This window comes from Photorhabdus stackebrandtii (assembly GCF_011189495.1).
In the GTDB taxonomy this organism is placed as follows: Bacteria; Pseudomonadota; Gammaproteobacteria; order Enterobacterales; family Enterobacteriaceae; genus Photorhabdus; species Photorhabdus khanii.
The window spans coordinates 85,908-107,296 of sequence record NZ_PUJV01000004.1 but is presented as its reverse complement, the minus strand read 5'-3'; the positions used below and the strand labels follow the sequence as shown (position 1 = coordinate 107,296).

Sequence of the window (21,389 nt, the reverse complement as noted above, 5' to 3'; positions counted from 1 at the left end):
TTTTGGTTATTACTACACATAAATGAATATGAGATGATAAATGAATACTGACTGGATGAATAAAGAGGCTTCAAACTTATTCGATCAATATGATGATTATTTGGAGGAGAGACTTGGGTACATGCCGTTGATTGAGAACCTTAAGGAGAGCTTGGGCCAAAACGTATCGGTTCTTGATTACGGTTGTGGTGGTGGGAAAGTGTCACGTCGGCTAATTGCTGGAGGTATAAAGACGGTAACGGGAGTAGATATTTCACAAACCATGGTGGATAAAGCTTCCAGCAACATCAATCGTGGCAATAGCTCTTATCATCAAATCACAACTGATGTCCTTAATTTCAATGATAATACTTTCGACGCAGCTATATGCTGTTACGTGTTCATTACTAACAGTGAAAAGTCTGATCTTTTGAAAATCGCCAAGGAAATTCACAGGACATTAAAGCCTGGCGGCATTTTTTACGTATTGGATACCAATCCGGATTCCGCTGGGATTAAGTTCAGTTCTTTTATGAGCGGTGATCCAAATAAAAAATACAGTGATGGAGAAGTCAAACCAGTGTATTTAGATCTGCCAAATGGAGGTATTTTTAAGATTTCAGATACGCATTGGCATAAAGATACATATTACAAAATCTTGAACGAGGCCGGGTTCCAAACTATTGAGCTTTTTGAACACAGTGACGCTGATGCGTCAAAGGATACTGAAGGTCTACAATATTACCCACCTTTCGTCATGTTCAAAGCGACTAAATTCTAGATGCTTCATATCTGACTGATGGAATTCCTTGCTTGTTACAAAAATGTCGGTGAGGGATTCCACATGATTAGTTTCGAATGCAATTTAATATTGTTTTGAATGGTATTTTATAAAAAGTAAAATGATTAATATTTTGTGATCAGCGAAGAGAACAATTAGATTAAGTGACACCAAACAAAAGCCATCACTTGGATGGCTTGTCATCATTCATTAATTTTTCGATTAAAGCATCTGCACCAATTAAAGGAAGTAAACGCAGCAGTACTTCATTTAGTATCCCAGCCTCTGCTTTGGTAATAAATTGTGCTTTTCTGTCTTTCCAGGACAACGTCTGGATCAAGCTTGAAGCAACAACGGACGGCTCATCCAGATTTTTCACAGGGACTTCCGTTTTGGCACCACGAATGCTGGTGCTGATCGGGCTGCAAATCAGCAATCCGGTTTGCTGGTTATAAGCTTGACTACTCAGAACTAATGCAGGCCGGTACTTGCCAATTTCTTTGCTTTTGGTTGGTTCAAAATCAAGCCAGATAATATCGTTACGCTCTGGGATAAATATTTTTGGCATTAATTATCAACCTCGGATGTAGACAATGTAGCCAGCAGCCCAACCTGTACAGTGTCTGAGGTCAGTCCTTCCAGCAATTCGCTCTCTGAGTAAGGCAGTTTACGTCGTGCCAGCTTTGCTTTCTTAACGGTAAAACCGTCCTCAAACACCTCCACTTCAATCTCAGTGTCTGGTGTGAAATGAGGAATATCCCTGATTAAACCAGCAACGCGCAGCCCCAACCCATTTCCCCAACGTTGGATTTTCGTGTGAACTATCTGAGCCATAACTCACCTCTTGATAAACATTGTTTACACAAACAATAAGTATATACTCTGTATAAACACTGTCAATGCTCGCAGTTCAAACGAATGTATTCCTGAACCAACACAGGCTGGACAAGAAACACGACAATTCAATTAAAACAAATCATGCTTTTTGTTTCTCATTCATCATACGATTCAGCCACGGCACTGTGATCGCCATGATGATCGCGACAATAAAGGTAGCAATACCAATTTTGCCGAATACACTGGTGTAGACAGGTAATGTTTGCAGTGGATCAGTAATGCCTTTCGGTACTGCGGTAAAGGCTGCCACATAGCCGCCGAGTAAGAATGAGGTCGCTTGAGTTAAATACCACATTCCCAGAATGAAGCCCATCAGATACTGAGGAACCAGAGCGGCAACCATTGCCAGACCTAATGCACTGATCATCAATTCACCGAGGCTTTGGAACAGATAAACCAGAACGATAAACCAGGGTGAAGTTAAACCTTGCTCATCAGCAAACCACAAACCCGCAGCAGCGGCAGTCAGGAAACCTAAAGAGCACAGGAACATACCCACGGTAAACTTAGCCGGCATTGTCAGGTCTTTACCTTTAGAACCCCAATGAGTATACAGCATAGCCAGTATTGGACTGGCAACAACAATCCAGAATGGGTTAAGTGCCTGGAAACTGACCGGATTGATATTAAAACCAAGCAACTCATGATGAACGTTATGGATAGCGAAGAAGTTCAGGGAAGTTGGCATCTGAGCATACAGGATGAAGAACACAATAGCCTGAAGCATCAAGATGAAAGCGACAAACATTTTGTTACGGCTAACTTTATCCTGCTTAAGTGCTTCACGGAAGAAGATAAACACCACGACCACAGACAATCCAATCAGAACAACATTAGTAATTTTTACATTGTGCATCAGCCATGCACAGGCGAAAACCGTTGCAACAGTTCCCGCCAGAACCAGGATCAGGTTTTTATAGTTGATTCGTTGATGGTCTGGTTCAGAGCCAATATTACGAACCGTATTGCGACAGAAGATATAGACCAATAACGCAATAATCAGGCCTATACCACAAATATTGTAGGTAACGGCATAACCGAATTTTTCAGCAATAACCGGCGCGATAGCGAGTGAGAACAGCGAGCCGATATTGATTGACATGTAGAACAAAGTAAAAGCTCCGTCCAGACGAGGATCTTTCGGTGGATAGCATTTAGCCAGCAAGCTGGCTGGATTTGCTTTGAACAGGCCGTTACCAACAGCAATCGTTCCTAATGCGTAGAAAATTAAATCAGGTTTCAGGATGGAGAGGCCAGTCATAAAATAACCCACTGCCAGGACGATAGCGCCTAACACAATGGTTCGTTTAGTTCCAAGTAAGTGGTCACCGACATAGCCACCAATAGAGATAAGGCCATAAACCAACGCGGCGAATGCCCCGAAGGTAGTAAATGCCTGTTCCTGAGAAAATCCTAATTTTTGGACAAAATAAACTGCAAGAATGCCTTGTACGCCGTAGTAGCCGAATCGTTCCCAAAGCTCGACGAAAAAGATCATGAAAAACGGCTTGGGTTGTTGTAATAAACCGAGCGAAGCGGGTTTATTCATAGTTGATTACCTCTGATTAGTTATCATTTATCTTGGAATACACCTGGAAATGCAGGGTAATTAACATCCCTGTGAAATGATGTATCGCTAAGATTATGTTTTTATGAACTTTATTTGGGTGAATATTGAGAGAGGTAGGTTATTATAGGGTTAAAATAGGTTCTCAATGGTCGATCACACGAACATAAAGATTGCGTATAAAATTTAACAGCATATTCATTAAGTGAATATCAAAAAGGGTTAGGAAGAGGATTTAGTTGAATTGTTAACTGAATAGAGCAAGCAAAGAGGGCTATTCAGGCCGTTTCTGGCCTGAATATTGGAGGAGCAGCTTAGAGCTTAATTCAGTAGATTGTTAAACTGCGGCAGCGACAGTTTCCAGCATAACCGGACGGAAATTACGCTTGAAGTAGATCAGGCCGTGGCCTTGTTCGCTCACGGTAATATGCCTGATGTGAACCAGATACACATTATGAGAGCCGACTTCCTGAACCTGCTCAATTTCACCTTCAAGGCTGGCGAGGGTGCCGGTCAACACAGGTTGGCCCAGCGGACCTTTTTGCCAGATATTCCAGCGAAAACGTTCTTCCATGCTGACTCCGGTCATACCCGCAAAATGGCGTGCCATTAATTCTTGCTCATGGTTTAAGACATTTACACACAGGTGGCCATTTTCCTGAAAAACTGAGTTCATAGCACTGCTTCGGTTAATGCATACCATCAGAGTGGGCGGCGTATCGGTGATCGAACATACCGCAGTGGCAGTAATACCACAGCATCCGGCAGGACCATCGGTGGTGACGATATTCACCGCGGCTGACAGGCTCGCCATCGCATCTCTGAAACGCAGGCGATGTTCATTTTCTACAGACATAATTGGCCTCCTGCTACCGATTATTTCAGCAGCGTATCTAACTGGTTAATATCGTTATTGTTGTATAAGTGTGGTCTGAGCCAGCCGTTCTGATCATAGTCGGAAAGACAGCGATCAACCATATCCATCATTTTCTTCATATTGCCGGAACCGTTGGCATGGCGCAGACATTGCAGACGAATTTCATCCTGGCTGCCGGCGTAGTTGATTTCGTACAACTCATGGCGACCACCGAATTCACTGCCAATGGCATCCCACATCAGTTTTAACACTTTGATTCGTTCAACGTGATCTATACCGTTGGAACCACGAACATATCGCTCCAGATATTTATTAATTTCTGGGTTATGCATATCACGGACACTGGATGGCAGATAAATCAGACCACTGGTGACGTTTTTTTCAATAATATTTTTAATTTTCGTATAAGCGGTTGGGGCCATCACGCGGTAAGTTTGTATTGCCTGAGTATCCGGCATATAAGCACCACCTTGCCACGGCTTGGCTTCTGCCCACATAGCATCACTCAGCGACCAGAACAGGTTGCGCCAGGCAACCACTTCACCCAGATCGGCCTGAACACCGCGGAATTCTATCACGCCAGTACATTCCAGGCTCTTTTGCAGCAGGGCGGTAATAAAATCCAGTTTCACTGCCAGACGCACACAAGCCTGTAATGGGAACAGGCTGGCGAAACCGCCCTTAACTGCCCAGTTACGTGCGCGGTCAAAATCACGGTAAATCAGGACATTTTCCCAAGGGATAAGGACCTTATCCATCACCAGAATCGCATCGTTTTCATCAAAACGGCTGGATAAAGGATAATCGAACGGGGAACCTGTCGCACCGGCTACCAGTTCATAAGACGCGCGGGAAATCAGTTTTACCCCATCGGCATCCATTGGGGCGACAAACATCAGGGCGAAATCAGGGTTATCTCCCATGACTTGCGCGGAACCAAAACCGATAAAGTTATAGTGAGTCAGAGCCGAGTTGGTCGCGACCACTTTTGCGCCGCTGACGATAATACCTGCATCCGTCTCTTTTTCCAGTTGGATAAAAACATCACGGGTTTGATCAGCGGGTTTATGGCGATCGATGGGGGGATTAACGATTGCATGGTTAAAATAAACCCCCGTTTCCTGAATCTTTTTATACCAATGACGGGCGTTATCAGCGAATTGACCATAATATTCAGGGAATGCGCCTAACACACTGCCGAATGCCGCTTTATAGTCAGGTGAACGGCCCATCCAGCCATAGGTTTGACGTGACCACTCAGCGATAGCGTCACGCTGTTGGCGCAGATCGTCAGCGCAAGTGGCAAAGCGGAAGAATTTGTGAGTATACCCGCCATTGCCGGTATCGGTATTCCAGCATAAAGCATCATGGGTTTCAGGCGCGTGCAGGGCATCGTATAATTGACCGACTGAGGCAGCAGAATTGCGGAACGCAGGATGTGTGGTGACATCTTTTACGCGCTCACCATAAATATAAATTTCGCGGCCATCCTGAAGGCTCTTCAGGTACTCTTCACCGGTAAACGGGCGTTTTTTATCGGCGCGGAAATCTTCTGGTTTCATGTCTACCTCACAGTCTGAATAAAAAGCGCCGGTCTTGATATAAATATAATCAATATTGGCACGGAAATGTTAATTTAATGTTTATTTTGTGTTTCTTAATTGAAGCCTCAGAATGGCTTTTCTTGAATAGATTTTTGGAAGGTTAGCTGGTACTTTTCGTTGGGAAATGGCGATTTGTGACTAAAGTGTGATCTAGGTAATGTTTTTGTAGCGATTATTTAATCTGTTTTTCGCCGGTTGAGTAAATAAGATTTCTTACGAGATTGACTACTACACGGTGGACAGCGAATTCGGGATTATCACCGAATACGTATGTTGCTCCAGGCAATGTTCGTGATACTCAATTTTGTATTGAACGACTTGGTCGCCAGATGGTTTGCTTCGCGTTTTCAATGGTCACGGTAGGTCTGGATGCCAGCTATTTTACGGTTACTTCCTGTCATCTCGTTGAAACTCGCCATATCATATCGGTTCTGGGGGGATCGCCGCCCAAATAAAAGGAATAGGATTAACTAAGCAACCTCAATACCGCATTATATATTTCTAACTATCGCACCTCGTATCATTTTATGTAAAGATTTTTTGATAAATTTTTTATTAAAATCCAATCTACCTCACGTAATTGTTGCGGCTTTATTATCTATTTTGTTGTGTTTTTTAAATTTTAATTTAATTTGATATAAAATTTTATTTTTTGTTTTTTTTATGGTTTTTATGGTCTTATCTTCCATTTTTTTACCATTGTTAATACATATAATGATTTGTTAATGTTTTATTGTTTTTGTATTTGATTGATTTAAAAGGACTATGTTGTCTTTTTCTTTTAATATAAGCCAATTTTTACTGAGATTTGAAAGTTAAGCTAAACCGATGTATACCAGTTATCTATAAAGATTAAAGTTAGTTTTATTGCCTTGAAAAATACGAAATAAATCAATATAACTTACACACGCCATTACGAATGGCGCGGTATACTATTAGTAAGTTAAGAGAATGTCATGACCGTAATTTTTAGGGGTAATAGGCTATTTGGATTGGTTTTCTTTAATACTGTGATTTGTAGCGTTATTGGTACTGTACCTATTGGTGGTATTTATTTTTCCTCAGCACATGGCAGGAGGTTCACCTTCCATTGGCATTTTTCTGGCATTCTATTTACTGGTGGTGATTGTTTCTGTTTCAGCGGAAGTTATTTTTGACGGTGTAATGCAGACTGTAAGAAAATATGAACGCGAGGATAAGAATAATCTTGGTAATAATATCCGTATAAAAAAATCAAGGTTATCAGGCATGGGGAAAATTCAACTGTGATTGCAGAAAATATAACAATATTGCAGTAAATAATTTTTGATGAGTCATTAAACGATCATGGAAAGATCATTTTGGTGTAAACAACAGCGGTGAGTTCACTATGCATAGCACAATTTATTGATGTGTGTTGCGTATGGGATTATTTCACCTAAAGCGTGAGGAGTATATGTCTGAGACATATTTAGTGCACGATAAAAAAGGCCAGGGCGATATTGCTATTATCGGCATGGCCAGCCATTTCCCTGATGCCTCAAATCTGCATGAGTTCTGGGAAAACATAATGGCTAAAAAAGATTCTTTGACTGATATTACCACCGTGTCAGAGATAGAATATTGGAGCAAAGAGGATTTTTATGATCCAGATGCGTCGGCTGCGGATAAAACGTATGGTCATAAAGCCGGTTTTGTTCCTGCTATTGATTTTGATCCGGTGGAATTTAAAATTCCGCCGGCCATTGTTGATTCAATTAGTACCGTACAATTATTTTCATTGTATGTGGCCAAACAGGCAATGCAGGATGCGGGATTAATTGGTCAAAAAAACCAGCGAGTGAACCGCGATCGCATCGGCGTTATTCTGGGCGGCGGCGGTAACGGCAATACCTTATTCTCGCTGGCAGGCCGTCAGCAAACCCCATACCTGCGTAAAATCATGATCAAGTCCGGTTTGCCGGAGGCGGTTGTGGACGAAGTGATCAACCGGGTGCATGATTCATGCCTTGAATGGAATGAGGACTGTTTACCCGGTTTCCTTGGTAATGTGGCTTGTGGTCGCATCGCCAGCTATTTTGACCTTGGTGGGACGTCCTACATGGTGGATGCCGCCTGTGCGAGCAGCCTGGCGGCGATCAAAGCTGCTATCGGTGAGCTCAATTCAGGCAGCTGTGATGCTGTGCTGACGGGGGGTGTTAACCTGGAGAATTCAGCGTTCTCTTTCGTATGTTTCAGCAAAACCCCGGCACTGTCGAAAAGCAACTTGTCGCGCCCTTTCGATCGTGACTCCGATGGCATCATGCTCGGTGATGGTGTTGGCATGCTGGTGCTGAAACGTCTGGAAGACGCCGAGTTGGATGGTGATAATATCTATGCGGTGATCAAATCGCTCGAGGCATCCAGTGATGGTAAAGCGAAAAGCATTTTTGCCCCCCGTTATGAAGGCCAGGTAAAAGCACTCAAGCGTGCTTATGCCCGTGCCGGCCTTACTCCAGCGGACATTCAACTGGTCGAGGCGCATGGCACCGGGACGGCCACCGGTGACAATACAGAGCTGAAAAGTCTGCGTATGGTTTTCGATGAGCACAAGGTGGCGGCGAAATCGGTGGCCATAGGCAGCATTAAGTCACAGATTGGTCATACCCGCAGTGCGGCGGGGGCAGCATCAATGATCAAAGCGACGCTTGCCCTGCATCACAAAGTGTTACCTCCCACGATCAATGTCACTCAGCCTGGCGAAATGTTGTCCGGGGATAACGGGCCATTCTATGTCAACAGTGAGCCTCGTCCCTGGTTACGACCTCTCAACGCTGCGCCACGCCGCGCTGCTCTCAGTGCTTTTGGTTTTGGAGGAACAAATTTCCATGCGATCTTGGAAGAGTATGAGCGAGAGCCGCGTGGCGCCTATCGTTTGAATGGACCGGTAGTCACGTTGTTGTTCAGCGGTGAGAACCCTGAGCAACTGCTGGCTAAGTGTGAGGTGGCGCTGGCGCGTTTTGGCCGCGCGTCGTCTGCTGGGCAGGCGTTACGCGAGCATCTTGCACATCAGGATCTTAACGGGTTGCAACCTCATCAAGCACGTCTGTTGTTTGTTGCTACATCTGGCACACAGGCGGCGGAGATAATGGCGTCGGCAGTAAAACAGTTGAAGCAAAAGAGTGAAAGTGGCTGGGAACACCCACTGGGAATTTACTACCAGCCCTCGGCCAAAAACTTGGATGGAAAAGTGGTGGCGCTGTTTCCTGGACAGGGATCGCAGTATGTCAATATGGGCCGTGACATTGCCAATGACTACCCTGAAATGCGCCAGGCGTTGGAGGCCTTGGATGTGCTGGCGGCCAACGAGCGTGGTCAGGGGCTGTCGCACGTGATTTATCCCACTCCGGTATTTTCCGATGCTGAACGGCAGCAACAAAACGAGCTCTTGACTGATACGGTCAATGCCCAACCGGCATTGGGGGCTATCAGCGCCGGCTATTTTACGATTTTGAAAGAGAATGGTTTTAACCCAGATTTTGTTGCTGGTCACAGCTATGGTGAAGTTACCGCTTTATGGGCGGCTGGCGTGCTGTCTGATGCTGATTTTTACCGTGTGTCACTGGCGCGGGGAACGGCTGTAGCGTTTGCCGCCGCTGACCAGGGAGCAGACTCAGATGCCGGGGCAATGTTGGCGGTGTCTCTAACATCAGAGCAACGTGAAGATGTGCTCAAACTCTATCCGGGGATTACCGTCGCCAACGATAACTCTGCTTCGCAGGTGGTGCTGGCCGGAGCCACAAGATTGATCCATCAGCTGCATGATGAACTGAAGGCCAGCCAGATTCACTGCCGCATTTTACCCGTGTCGGCCGCGTTCCATACCGAATTTATCCAGTCAGCTTATGCGCCATTTCGCGAACATTTGGCACAAATCAACTTCCAGCCACCTCAGTGCTCACTGTTCTCAAGCGCGACGGCGGCACCTTACGGCAAGTCGCCTGCGGACATTGCCAGCCTGCTGGCGGAACAGTTGGTCATGCCAGTGCGTTTTCGTGAAACGATCGAAACCATCTATCAGCATGGTGGCCGCCTGTTTGTCGAAATTGGGCCAAAAGGGGTGTTGAGTAAGCTGGTCGCGGACATCCTCAATGGCAGAGAGCACAGCATCATCTCGGTCAGTTCCAGTAATAAAGGCGAGGAGAGGTTACAACTGGCGAGGGCCCAGGCCAGGTTACTGGCAGAAGGATTCAGGTTAAATGCCCTGGACCGGCATGCCCGTGTACAACCGCCATCGGAGGAAAAAAACAATCGTCTGACGTTCAAGCTCAGTGGCGGTTTTTTCATGTCAGATAAGAATCAGGAACGGCGTGAACGTGCGATGCGTGACGGCGACACCGCTGTGGTGGAACGGTTCATCACCAACCGTGCACCTGAGGCAGCATCAGTGATCTCCAGGCCGGCGTCGGTGGTAAAGACGGGATCGCTAAAGGGTCCTGCTCCATTTATTCAACAAAGCACGCCGGTTGCAATTCAGAAGCGAGACAACACTATGGGACAGAATAATCAATTGAATGAGAACGTGGGTAAGAGCAATTTGGATGAGCTGTTGCAGGCGCAACGGGTCATGAGCCAGCTGCATGAACAGTTTCAAACCAATCAGAAAGAGTATATCCAACTGTTGGAGCTGTTGTTGAACAAGCAATACACCCTGTTGGAGAAGTTCCAGGATCACCAGAACCTGCCGGCCATGTTGTCTAGCCTGGGGCAAAGTGTGCAGTTGTTGGATAAAAACCTGGAGCTGTATCACGCCAACCATGAGCGATATTTTGCCACCCAGCAGAGCTTATTCCAGTCGGGGCAGGCTATGCAGCCGGCAGTTGCCGTTGTAGCGCCTAAGGCTGCTCCTGTCATCGCGCAGGTCCCAACTATGGGAGAAATTGCCGCGCCGCGCCTGACCATGCCAGCCACTACTTCTGAGCCGATAGTGAGTCAGCCGGTTGCGCCGACTAAATCCAGCGTGAGCGACCCGGAACTGGAAAAACAAATCAAACATTTTGAGCAAATTACCGAGGCGAAAATCATTGGCAAATTGGTTGCCATCGTCAGCGACAGAACCGGTTACCCGCAGGATATGATTGATGCGGAAATGGATCTTGAGGCCGATCTCGGCATTGATTCTATCAAACGTCTGGAAATTTTCGGCGTGATGTTTGATGCCTTTTCCGCAGACACCGGCATCTATCACGATGCGTTGAAGAACAAGTATCTGGAAACTTTCGATATCGAAGTACTGAGCAATATCAGTAAGATCTCCGTGTTTTTTAAACAAATGAACGATGAGATTATCGCCGATATCCGTCGTAAAAATTCGGGCTATGCGCCAAAGGATTCCTTTATTGAAGACAATCCCAGTGAACAGGATAGCGGCCAAGTCCTGCACAACCTAAGAGCGTCAGAAGATGTGAAGGCAGAAACACCGCAGCGTACGCTGGGCTTTGTTACCTCAACCGCCTCTGTGTCAAAGGCCGCCAGCGCAAAAAAGTCTTTGGCTGAATCGCAACTGAGTGTTACACCTGCGGTTCAGCCTATTCCTGCCGAAGAGGTTGTGCCAGTTGAACCTCGGGTTGCTCGTTATACGGTAATGTTACGATCGTTACCGACTCCAGACTGTTACCCGCTGACGTTTGCGTTGTCGCGCCTTTGGTTGGTGGTGGATGAGGGTAAAACAGTCGTCGATGAGGTGGTTAAACAGCTGAAACAGCGGGGCCAGCGGGTGGCGGTACTGACTCTGAATGCGGGAATGGCAAAAAATGAAAAGTATGTCAAAACCGCCGGTCACTACGTACTGAACTGCGCTGATGAAGCCACATTGGATGCAGCAATCAGTGAAATTGAACAGGAGCAGGGGCCGATCGATGGCGTGATCTACCTTCAAACGCCACGGCAGAGTGTGAAAACGCTGGCTAAGGTGTTCAGCGCGCAGGGTTATCTCTCGATTGAAACCACGTTCCTGCTGGCCAAGCGTTTGCAGGGCAGTCTGAACCGAGATGAAAACCTTGCGGGCTACTTCTTTATCGTAGGCCGTGGGGACGGCGCGCTGTCCACATCGAACGACAACGGGCTGGCTGAGGTCGTCGCAAGTGGGGTCAGCGGGTTGACCAAGTCATTGAATATTGAGTGGAAAAACGTATTCTGCCGTACTCTCGACATCGACGCCCAAGTGAAACCGCGTGATGTTGCCCTGATCCTGATCGAAGAGTTGCAGGATAGCTGTACCGATCTGACCGAAGTTGGCCGTGGTGTGAATGGCGAGCGCATGACGCTGGCGCTTGCAGTGAAGGAACCTGTTGATGCACCGCTCCAGGTCAGTCGTGAGGACGTTTTTGTGGTGACCGGCGGGGGACGTGGCATCACGGCCCAATGTATCATCGAGATGGCGAAACTCAGCCAGGCACGCTTTGTCCTGCTGGGAAGAACCGAGTTGGACGCGCCTTTGCCGACATGGGCACAGGGTACCACCACGCTCAATGAGCGCAAGGCTGCGGCGATCGCCTATCTGCAATCCCAACAGGTCCAGCCAACGCCGGTGAAAATTGATGCCATGTTGAGTGGGATGTTATATGCCGATGAGATTAACCAAACCTTGCAAGAGATCAGGCAGGTTGGGGGAGATGCCTGTTACCTGCACTGCGATATTACCGATGTACAGCAGGTTGCGGCGGCGGTTGCCGCAGCACAGCAGGCATTTGGACCAGTGACGGGTATCATTCACGGTGCTGGCAACCTGGCGGACAAGCGTATTGAGAAGAAAACGCTGGATGATTTACGCTCAGTGTTTGACGTTAAGGTCAAAGGGTTGGAAAACCTGTGCCAGGTCGTGGATATTGCTAGTTTGCGCCATGTAATGCTGTTCTCATCCGTTGTCGGTTATTTCGGCAATGCCGGGCAAGCCGATTATGCGATGGCCAATGAAACCCTGAGTAAATTTGCTTACCTACCACTGAAAGGTGACAGTCGTCTGGTCGTCCGTGCCATCAACTGGGGGCCGTGGGACGGAGGCATGGTCAACGACACATTAAAACGTACCTATAGTGCCCGCAACATGGTGATCATTCCTGGCAATGTGGGAACACGCTATTTCGTACAGGAATTTACTGATACTGAATCTAAGCAGGTAATTGTTGGTGGTGAAAACTACAAGGCCACACGTCAGGTGAAATCGCTGCCGGATGAGGAGCAAGTTAAGCGTTTGTTGACGCTGGAAGCCAATCCGTTCCTGCACCACTATGTCATCTGCGACAACCCGGTATTGCCGGCCACTGCCGCTATTGGCTGGATGACGCGCATTTGTGAAGAGCGTTTTCCGGGCTACCAGCTTCAGGACGTGGTGGATTTCAGCGTATTGCAGGGGATTGTGTTTGATGGTACCCAGCCTGGCGACTACACCGCGGTGTTGACGCCCAACTGCGGCTATGTGCGAGGGGATGAGCGGCTGGCGGTAGATATTTCTATCACCAGTCAGCAGGGAAAAAGCACGGTTGAACACTATCAGTCCACGCTATTCCTCACCACTCAACGCCGGGCAGCGGCCTGCGAAGAACTGCATACCGATTTGCACACTCAGATTGCCCTGGCTCATCCTTTGTATGGCGATATGCGTCAGGGCAGAATGTTGTTCCACGGCAACATATTTCAGGGAATACGCAAGGTTATCCATATTGATGATCAATACCTGATATTGAAATGCCGACTGGATGACGTAGCGCCTGAATTACAGGGACAGTTCCCGGTCAATTCTTTCAACCTGTTTATTTATGATGTCGCTTTGCAACTGCCCTTATTCTGGCTGATGCAGCGCTTGGATAAAGCAGGCCTGCCATGCGCAATTGGGAAAATTGAACAATATGCTACCTTGGCATTTGGTGAAGAATTCTATGCTGCTATGCGAATTAATACCAAAACCGCCTTGGCGCTGGTTGTTGATATTACCTTGCATGACTTAATGGGGAATATTTACGGTCGTTTGCATAATGTCAAATTTACCGTCTCGGCTGCGTTGAGGGAATTATTCACCCAAGCCGACTCGAAACAGGTGGAAAAAAACACAAGGTAATCTTTCCGGATAAAACAAAATCAGTTTGATATGTACCTGGGGGCAGTCGTAGCGCTCAGGAGAATCTTGTCATGCTTAGGAGTTACTCTGTCATGGAAAATATTGCGATTGTGGGGCTGGGCTGTCTGTTTCCTGAGGCAGATACCATTGAAAAGTACTGGGCAAACCTTTGCCTGAAAAATGATAGTACAACCCCGTTATCTGCTAAGGAAGTCGGTGTTGATCCTGCATTTTATTATCATCCGGTTTCAGGCACAGTTGATAAAATAAGCTATAACCGAAATGGACATGTTCGCGATTTTCACTTTGACGCGAAAGGTTATGCACTGCCTGAGAATGAAATACTGACTTTGGATAATTTGTTTAAATGGACGATTTATACGGCGGCAGAGGCGCTGAATGATAGTGGATACCGTGATAAACAGGCCGTGTTAAAAAAGACGGGGTTGTTAATTGGTAATATAGGTATGCCGACGCATAGTGGCAAGCGTTTGATGAGCCCGTTTTACCATCGTTTATTAACGCCATATATCCAGCAATTAATTGGACGACCAGATTTCAGCTTCGATCGATTCTGGCCGGAAGAGGTGCATTCAGATCTTAACCTGATAACGGGTGGGCATAATGCCACCATCGCTGCCCAGGCATTGGGCTTGCAGGGGCCGAGTTATGCCCTGGATGCCGCTTGTTCATCGGCGCTTTACGCAATAAAAATGGCTGCAGATTACCTTGCTTGCGGCAAGGCAGAGATGATGCTGGTCGGCGCTGTTTGCCATGCCGATCATATCTACATTAACCAAGGGTTTAATATCCTGCGGGCCTTCCCGGATGGTGGTGCCTCGGTGCCCTTTGAACGCACCTCCGAAGGGTTGAAAGCGGGTGAGGGAGTTGGCATTGTGGCGATCAAACGTTATGCCGATGCCATTCGTGATAATGACAAAATTTATGGCGTAATTGAATCGATCGGTTTATCCAACGACGCTGGGGTTAAGCACATTCTGGTGCCAGACGTCAACGGACAGCGCTTGGCGCTGGAGCGCGCCTACCGCAACAGTAGCCCCGAGATAGACTATCTCGAATGCCATGCCACCGGTACCCCGGTGGGTGATCAAATCGAATTGGCGACGGTTGAAGCTTTCTTTGATTGTGCGAAAAAGAGGCCACTACTGGGGGCTAACAAGGCCAACAATGGTCACATGCTGACGGCGTCTGGTATGGGCAGCTTGTTGAAGGTGATCCTGTCCATGCAGCACGATCTGATTCCTGCGACCCTTGGTGTGCAGCAACTGGTGACCACGCCGGCTGGTCAGCTTGGTCTGGAACACGTGGTTCGTAGTACCCAGCCGTGGCCTGCCAATGGCGGGCCAAAGCGTGCCGGAATTAATGCGTTCGGTTTCGGCGGTGTCAATGCCCATATGGTAATCAGTGAGGATCATCCACAGTTGCGTGCCACGCAAAGCGAATCCTGGAGCCCACTGGTGATCGCGCCTCTGGCGCTGGTGGGTATTGGCGTACACTTGGCGCAGACGGAGGATACCGATACCCTGGACCAGGCGGTGCAACAAGGAATACAGCATTTATATACGCTGCCGCCAACGCGCTGGATGGGCATTGAACAACGTGCTGATGTGTTGGCGATGCGTGGGGTAGAGCAACCGCCGCCAGGTTCCTACATTGAGAAATTTGAGTTCGACTGCAAACGTTTCAAACTGCCACCGAACGTAGTCGGCCCGTATCTGCTTTCCCATCTATTTTTATTGCCGGTGGCCGAGCGTGCCTTCATCGACGCAGGTTATGCGTTGGACGGCAGTAAACGCAACATTGCCGTGATTGTAGCCGGAGGGGTGGACTATGGCTGCTTACGTAACCAGGCACGCAATGAAATCAGCTGGCAATTGGCGCAGAGTCTGTGCAGTCACGGCATCGAACTGCCTGACACCGATGTGCAGGCGTTACAAACCATCCTGAAGGATAGCTTGTGCCCGACCCCGTACCCGGAGGGCATTACCGGTGGGATTGGTAACGTGGTGGCGAGTCGGCTTGCCGCTCACTTGCACCTGAATGGCCCGGTATTCTCGTTGTACAGTGAAGAGAGTGCACCGTTCAAAGCCTTTGAACTGGCACAGTTCATGCTCGCCCGCCAACAGGTTGATGCCGTGATTGTTGCCAGTTGTAGTTTTGCCGGCGGGGTAGAAAACGTCTTGTGGGACCATCAGTCGTGTCAGGCGAATCAGGCGGTGGGTGATGGTGGTGGTGTCGTGGTGCTGCGGCGCGAACAGGATGCTCTGCGCGAGACCATTCCCATTTATGCGGTGGTTGAAGGCTTGGCGATCGGCCATGCGGCGGATCGCCAACTGGCGTTCAGCGCCGATGAAGAGGAGATGGTTACGGCGATGACGCAGGGGCTGGCGGCAGCGGGTTGCACTGAGGAACAGATAGACTACCTTGAGATTTACGCTGGTGGGCGGCCTGATGAGATTGCCACCGAGCTGGCCGCATTGGGCCGGGTGTATGCTTCGCCACAGCGCCAGGCACCGCTGACCCTTGGTACATTGAAGGCGCACTATGGTCATCTGTCGGCAGCCAATGGCTTGCTGGGAATTATCAAAGCGGCGTTGCAACTTACCCAGCGCTATCTGCCGGCGTTGCCCGATTATGCACAATCCACTCAGTTGACCTACAGCGCCGGAAATAATTTTTCCCTGCCGAGACAAACGCAGTTCTGGCCGCAACCGGCACAGGGGCTGCGGCGTGCGGCAATCAACCATATCGGTATCGACCGCGCCTACAGTCATATGATCCTGCGCGAATCGCAGGATGGGCCGCGTGCCCGGCCTGCAAAAGCCACGGTACCGGCTGCGGGGGAGTTTAAGGTCACGGTCTATACCGCCAGGGAGAAAATGCTGGCCGATTTCATCATCAACGAGGCTAATCTGGCATATTTCTCGGGGGCGGTGAACATCGCGACCAACCTTGATACCCAGGTGACTCCTGCGGCTACTGCGCTCAAGTACCTGGTGCGCAATGCACAAACTCAACTACAGTATCTGCGCCTTGAGCAGTCCTATTATCAGTTGCTCAATCACATCCTCAGTGAGCATTCCTCAGCAGCTGCTAGTGCGCCGCTGTTCGATGAAAGCCAGATTATTGAGCTGACTGACGGTTTGGTTGCGAATGTGCTGGGGGCAGAGTATACCAAGGTGGACTGTTATCCGGTACGCACTCGCATGCCGTCCCCGCCGTACCTGTTTGTCTCGCGTATTACCGCGCTGTCAGCGGTAAAGGATCGGCTTGAGCCTTGCTACATTGAGTGGGAGTACGACATTCCTGTTGATGCCTGGTATGTGGTGGATGGCAAGGCTCCGGTTTTTATCGTCCTGGAATCCTCCCACGCGCTGATAGTAGCCTTCACTGTCATCGGCTGCGACCACCTGTTCAAAGGGCTATTGGGCTACCGCGCGGTAGACAGTCAGACCACGGTGTACAGCGAGATGCCAAAGGCGGGTGAGGTGCTGCGTGGCCGGGTCGATATCAACTCCTGCGTGCGCGCTGGAGGGATGGTCTTGATTGCCTATGAATACTACTGCTACGTCGGTGAGCGACTGGTGTTAAAACAGACAGGTAATTCCGGCTTCTTCACCATGCGCGAGATCGCCAAAGTCAGGCAGATAGATACCGCGCCGTATTTTGCCGCCGCAAAACTGGCCCAACCCTTCACTCCGCCACTGCGCTGCCTGCGTCAACGCTTTGACGAACAGCATATCAGTGCCCTGATGCAAGGGGACATCGCCGCCTGTTTTGGTCCGCAGTATGCCCATGAAGGTGCCGTCAAATTTTCTGCTCCACATTCACGCATGCTTAGTCGGGTGCTGAATGTTGATTTGTCCGGCGGTGCTTTTGGCTTGGGGGAGGTGATCGGTGAGGTGGATATTGATCCCGAACACTGGGTATTCAAAGTGCATTTCAAAAACGATCCGGTCATGCCGGGAACGTTATTGGTTGAGGGCTGCGAACAGTTGGTAAAGTTCTACCTGTATTATCTTGGGCTGAACTCGCAAAGCGATTTGGTCTCCCACACGCTGTACAACCTTCAGTGCAGCGCCAAATTCCGCAGTGAAGTGAAGTGCGAACGTGACGTGTTGCGTTATCGCCTGACCTGTAAATCGATCGATGCTCAGTACCAGGATGATAGCACTACTTTGACGGCTATCTCGCTGATCTTCATCGCTGAAATCATCTATCGCGGCAACGTCATTGGTCTGTGTGATAACCTGGGTACAGGCTTTACCCGGCGCCTGCCTCTGCCTTCTACTGCCTCTGCGGCGCTGTTGACACAGGGAGCATGAAAATGAGTCATCGTTTATCTGTTAATCAATCCGGTAGCCGACACCCAGCATCTGCGCTGCCGCTGACGGCGGGTTCTGCCAGTTTGTATGATCTTGATCACGCCCTGCAAGTGGTGCAATGGGGTGACAGGGTGGCGCTGTTACCGGCCAATGAACCACTTCCTTCCGGGCAGGCGGTCGTGCTCGGCATGTTACCGGCGGTAACGGCAGCCGATCTGGGGGATAACAGTTTCCTCCGGGATTATGGCGTACGCCTGGCTTATTACGCCGGGGCGATGGCAAATGGTATTCATTCAGAAGAGATGGTGATCGCCCTGGGTCAGCAAGGTATCCTCGGCATTTTAGGTGCTGGCGGGTTGAGCATTCCGCGTATTGCCGAGGCGATTACCACGCTGCGCGAGCACCTGCCCAACGGGCCATTTGGTGTCAACCTACTGCACAACCCCGGCAACCCGGAGTGGGAAATGGCCTGTGTGCGGTTGTGCATGGAGCACCAGGTCAGGGTGGTTGAGGCCTCGGCCTACATCAGACTGAGCATGGCATTGGTGTACTACCGTACCTGTGGGCTGAAGCGGCAACAAGATGGCGGCATCCTGTGCCAAAACCGCATCATTGCTAAGGTATCACGCCGTGAGGTTGCCGAGTGTTTTTTGCGTCCGGCACCGGAAAATATCCTGGAAAAATTGCTGGCTGAGGGGATGATTACCGCAGAGCAGGCAGCGTTAGCGCGTCAGGTGCCGATGGCGGATGACATTACCGTGGAAGGAGACTCCGGTGGTCATACTGATCAAGGGGTGTTGTCCTGCATCTTCCGCTCCGTGGTGCAGCTACGCGACGATATTGAGCATGAGTCCGGCCACCGTTTCCGAGTGCGGATTGGCGCGGCAGGCGGCTTGGGAACCCCTCACGCCATTCTGTCTGCTTTTGCCCTCGGCGCGGCGTATGTGGTGACTGGTTCAATAAACCAGGCTTGCGTGGAGTCCGGCACTTCTGAGGCGGTAAAACAGATGTTGGGCAAGGCGCAGATAGGTGACGTGGCGATGGCACCATCGGCAGATATGTTTGAGTTGGGCGCTAAAGTACAAGTGCTGAAACTGGGCAGTATGTATGCGGTACGCGCCCAGAAACTCTACGCGCTGTATAAACAGTACGACAGCTTGGACGTGCTTCCGGCTCAGGACGTGGCCCAGTTGGAAAAGCAGATCTTCCATAAGCCGCTGGCTGAAATCTGGCAGGAGACGGTGGCTTATTTCCAGCGTTGCAACCTGTCTGCGGTGATTGAAAAGGCGGAACAGCAGCCAAAGAAAAAAATGGCGCTGCTGTTCCAGTGGTATCTCGGCCAGTCATCACGTTGGGCGATAAGCGGTGAAGCGACGCGCCATATGGATTATCAAATCTGGTGCGGTTCGGCGATGGGGGCGATGAACGAGTGGCTACAGGGCACGCTACTGGAAGATGTGGCGCAGCGCAAGGTGGCGGAACTTGCCCATCTGCTGATGAGTGGTGCCGCCTACCTGACTCGCATTGCACTGCTTGAGCTTATGCATGTCACGCTTCCTGAACCGGTTAAGCGGTATGCGCCATTTAACTTATTCAAAGGTGTGAATCATGCTAACGGCAATTCGACACCACAAACACAGTCGGAAAGTAAGCAATCTATAGACGCAGTAACAAAACTGTCATTGAAAAGTTCAACGGAGTTTTATAAAAAGTGTTGGGATCTGCTGCCTGGTGGCACTCATTACAACTTCGGCGATCTTGAACGGTCTCTGGTGATCCCGTTCAACCGTGGGCGCAACTCGCGCGTCTGGGACCTGGATGGTAATGAACACCTCGATCTATTCTGTAAGTTCGGCGCACTGTTTGTTGGTCATCACAATGAAGCCTACAACGAGTCGCTAATTCAGTACATGGGCAAGATCACGTCGGTGGATACCTGCGATCTGGAAGTGGAAGTGTGTGAAACCATGGTGAAGTACATCCCCTGTGCCGAGATGGTCCGCTTCTGCCTGAGTGGTACCGAGGCAGTACAGAACGCGTTACGTTTGGCACGCGGCTTTACCGGTAAAAATTGCTTTATTCGTTTCCACGGCCATTACCATGGCAATGCCGATAACATGATGGGGTGGTGTAATGCGCAGGATCTTCGCTATCCGGCGCCGGAGCAGTTTCAGGGCGATTTGCCCGATACCTGGGGACAAGAGAGCGGTTCGATTGCAGGTCAGTCTTTTATGCTGCCGTGGAATGACATTGACGTGCTCGCGACGACTATTGAGCGCTATCACGACGAAATTGCAGCTGTGCTGATGGAGCCCATCTGTATCAATGGTGGCGGTATTTTCCCGCGTGAAGGCTATCTGGAGAAGGCCAAGGCGCTGTGTGAAAAATACAATATTGTGCTGATTTTCGATGAAGTTATCACTGGTGTGCGCCTGGGCCTCGGCGGTGCGCAGCAACTGTTGGGCGTCACCCCGCACTTGGCGACCTTTGGCAAGGCGTTGGGTGGTGGTGCAATGCCGATTTCCGCCATTGCTGGCCGCCGCGACATCATGAACTTGTATACCTGTGGCAAAGTAATTCATACCGGTACTTTCAACGGTTACCCGCTGGGGCTGGCGGCTATCAAGGCAACCTTTTCACTGATTGAGCGTGATCTGGGTTGTTACGACCGCATGGCCGGCATTACTCGTCAACTTGCCAATGTCTTCGTCAAGGCGGCTGAAGCGGTTGATCTACCTCTGGTGATTCAGGGCATGCCAACCGCGCTGGTGTACCACTCCCAGCAGGAGCCGGTCGAGCAATCCCTGGGTTACAGAGATAAGGTAAAGTTCTGCGGCGGTATTATTCGCGAGACGGCTAAACACTACGGCATCCAGTTCTCTCCGTTGTCGCGTATCTATTCCAACTTGCTGATGTCACAGGATGATGTGCGCTTCTTCGAAGAACGCATCTTCGATGCCATGGTTAACGCCCGCAAGATTATCGACACTACTTTCAAAGAAGGGATTGATACATGAGTCGGCAATTGCCGTCATCACTGGTGCGGCAGGCGGTTTTGGTTCGGTGGTTGTCGAGGTGCTGCTGGATATCGGCTATCTGGTGACCGCGGAGGATATGCACTAAGCTGGACGATCGTTCTGGCATATTATTTATCCAGGCAGCAGCAATTTGCCTTGCTATTAATATGCCAATCCTGCTTTATCCCAGAGGAAATCTGAGTCAATGTCGATTGTTTACTGTATGAGTTTCCCCGTTTCAGGTTTG

At 49.3% G+C, this 21,389-nt stretch carries 11 protein-coding genes; 6 read left to right on the top strand and 5 right to left on the bottom strand.

Features of this window, described 5'->3' with window-relative positions; translation table 11 throughout:
- The first annotated feature begins 40 nt into the window (after positions 1-40).
- Positions 41-760 (top strand): class I SAM-dependent methyltransferase, encoded by a 720-nt coding sequence (locus C5470_RS05100; protein ID WP_166286510.1) that lies wholly within the window; start codon positions 41-43, stop codon positions 758-760.
- A 184-nt stretch (positions 761-944) separates the two neighbouring features.
- Here the strand turns inward: C5470_RS05100 and C5470_RS05095 are convergent, their stop codons facing one another.
- The 5 genes from C5470_RS05095 to hpaB form a co-directional block, all read right to left on the bottom strand.
- A complete protein-coding gene (locus C5470_RS05095; RefSeq protein ID WP_036849874.1) occupies positions 945-1,328 on the bottom strand; it encodes a type II toxin-antitoxin system PemK/MazF family toxin in 384 nt (127 codons plus the stop codon).
- On the bottom strand, positions 1,328-1,594 hold the full coding sequence (locus tag C5470_RS05090; RefSeq protein ID WP_036849877.1) for an AbrB/MazE/SpoVT family DNA-binding domain-containing protein: 267 nt from the start codon (positions 1,592-1,594) through the stop codon (positions 1,328-1,330). The genes C5470_RS05095 and C5470_RS05090 overlap by 1 nt, the downstream gene beginning before the upstream one ends.
- A 142-nt stretch (positions 1,595-1,736) precedes the next feature.
- Positions 1,737-3,206 carry a dipeptide/tripeptide permease DtpB gene (gene dtpB, locus C5470_RS05085; protein WP_166286508.1) on the bottom strand — a complete coding sequence of 490 codons (1,470 nt, stop codon included), beginning with the start codon at positions 3,204-3,206 and terminating at the stop codon, positions 1,737-1,739.
- Between the two features lie 355 nt (positions 3,207-3,561).
- Positions 3,562-4,080: a 4-hydroxyphenylacetate 3-monooxygenase, reductase component gene (gene hpaC, locus C5470_RS05080; RefSeq protein WP_166286506.1), complete on the bottom strand. Its 519-nt coding sequence runs from the start codon at positions 4,078-4,080 to the stop codon at positions 3,562-3,564.
- 20 nt (positions 4,081-4,100) lie between these two features.
- Positions 4,101-5,663: a 4-hydroxyphenylacetate 3-monooxygenase, oxygenase component gene (gene hpaB / locus C5470_RS05075; protein ID WP_152963060.1), complete on the bottom strand. Its 1,563-nt coding sequence runs from the start codon at positions 5,661-5,663 to the stop codon at positions 4,101-4,103.
- Positions 5,664-5,926: 263 nt separating this feature from the next.
- Between hpaB and C5470_RS05070 the strand changes: the two genes are divergently transcribed.
- From C5470_RS05070 to C5470_RS05050, 5 genes are all read left to right on the top strand, one after another.
- Positions 5,927-6,160, top strand: a complete 234-nt coding sequence (locus C5470_RS05070) for a hypothetical protein (RefSeq protein WP_166286504.1) — start codon at positions 5,927-5,929, stop codon at positions 6,158-6,160.
- A gap of 571 nt (positions 6,161-6,731) precedes the next feature.
- Complete coding sequence (locus C5470_RS05065) at positions 6,732-6,974, top strand: DUF6347 domain-containing protein (RefSeq protein ID WP_166286502.1); 243 nt, start codon at positions 6,732-6,734, stop codon at positions 6,972-6,974.
- A 166-nt stretch (positions 6,975-7,140) separates the two neighbouring features.
- Positions 7,141-13,779, top strand: a complete 6,639-nt coding sequence (locus C5470_RS05060) for a type I polyketide synthase (RefSeq protein ID WP_166286500.1) — start codon at positions 7,141-7,143, stop codon at positions 13,777-13,779.
- A 92-nt stretch (positions 13,780-13,871) separates the two neighbouring features.
- The gene (locus tag C5470_RS05055; RefSeq protein ID WP_166286498.1) at positions 13,872-18,125 is read left to right on the top strand and encodes a hotdog fold thioesterase; all 4,254 of its coding nucleotides are present in this window, start codon (positions 13,872-13,874) and stop codon (positions 18,123-18,125) included.
- 2 nt (positions 18,126-18,127) lie between these two features.
- Complete coding sequence (locus C5470_RS05050) at positions 18,128-21,142, top strand: PfaD family polyunsaturated fatty acid/polyketide biosynthesis protein (RefSeq protein ID WP_166286496.1); 3,015 nt, start codon at positions 18,128-18,130, stop codon at positions 21,140-21,142.
- Positions 21,143-21,389 lie beyond the last annotated feature (247 nt).

Excerpts from the sequence above, each read along its gene's own strand:
- hpaB (WP_152963060.1), bottom strand. The coding sequence starts at position 5,663 with ATGAAACCAGAAGATTTCCGCGCCGATAAAAAACGCCCGTTTACCGGT.
- C5470_RS05090 (WP_036849877.1), bottom strand. The coding sequence starts at position 1,594 with ATGGCTCAGATAGTTCACACGAAAATCCAACGTTGGGGAAATGGGTTG.
- C5470_RS05060 (WP_166286500.1), top strand. The coding sequence starts at position 7,141 with ATGTCTGAGACATATTTAGTGCACGATAAAAAAGGCCAGGGCGATATT.
- C5470_RS05100 (WP_166286510.1), top strand. The coding sequence starts at position 41 with ATGAATACTGACTGGATGAATAAAGAGGCTTCAAACTTATTCGATCAA.
- hpaC (WP_166286506.1), bottom strand. The coding sequence starts at position 4,080 with ATGTCTGTAGAAAATGAACATCGCCTGCGTTTCAGAGATGCGATGGCG.
- dtpB (WP_166286508.1), bottom strand. The coding sequence starts at position 3,206 with ATGAATAAACCCGCTTCGCTCGGTTTATTACAACAACCCAAGCCGTTT.
- C5470_RS05055 (WP_166286498.1), top strand. The coding sequence starts at position 13,872 with ATGGAAAATATTGCGATTGTGGGGCTGGGCTGTCTGTTTCCTGAGGCA.
- C5470_RS05095 (WP_036849874.1), bottom strand. The coding sequence starts at position 1,328 with ATGCCAAAAATATTTATCCCAGAGCGTAACGATATTATCTGGCTTGAT.
- C5470_RS05050 (WP_166286496.1), top strand. The coding sequence starts at position 18,128 with ATGAGTCATCGTTTATCTGTTAATCAATCCGGTAGCCGACACCCAGCA.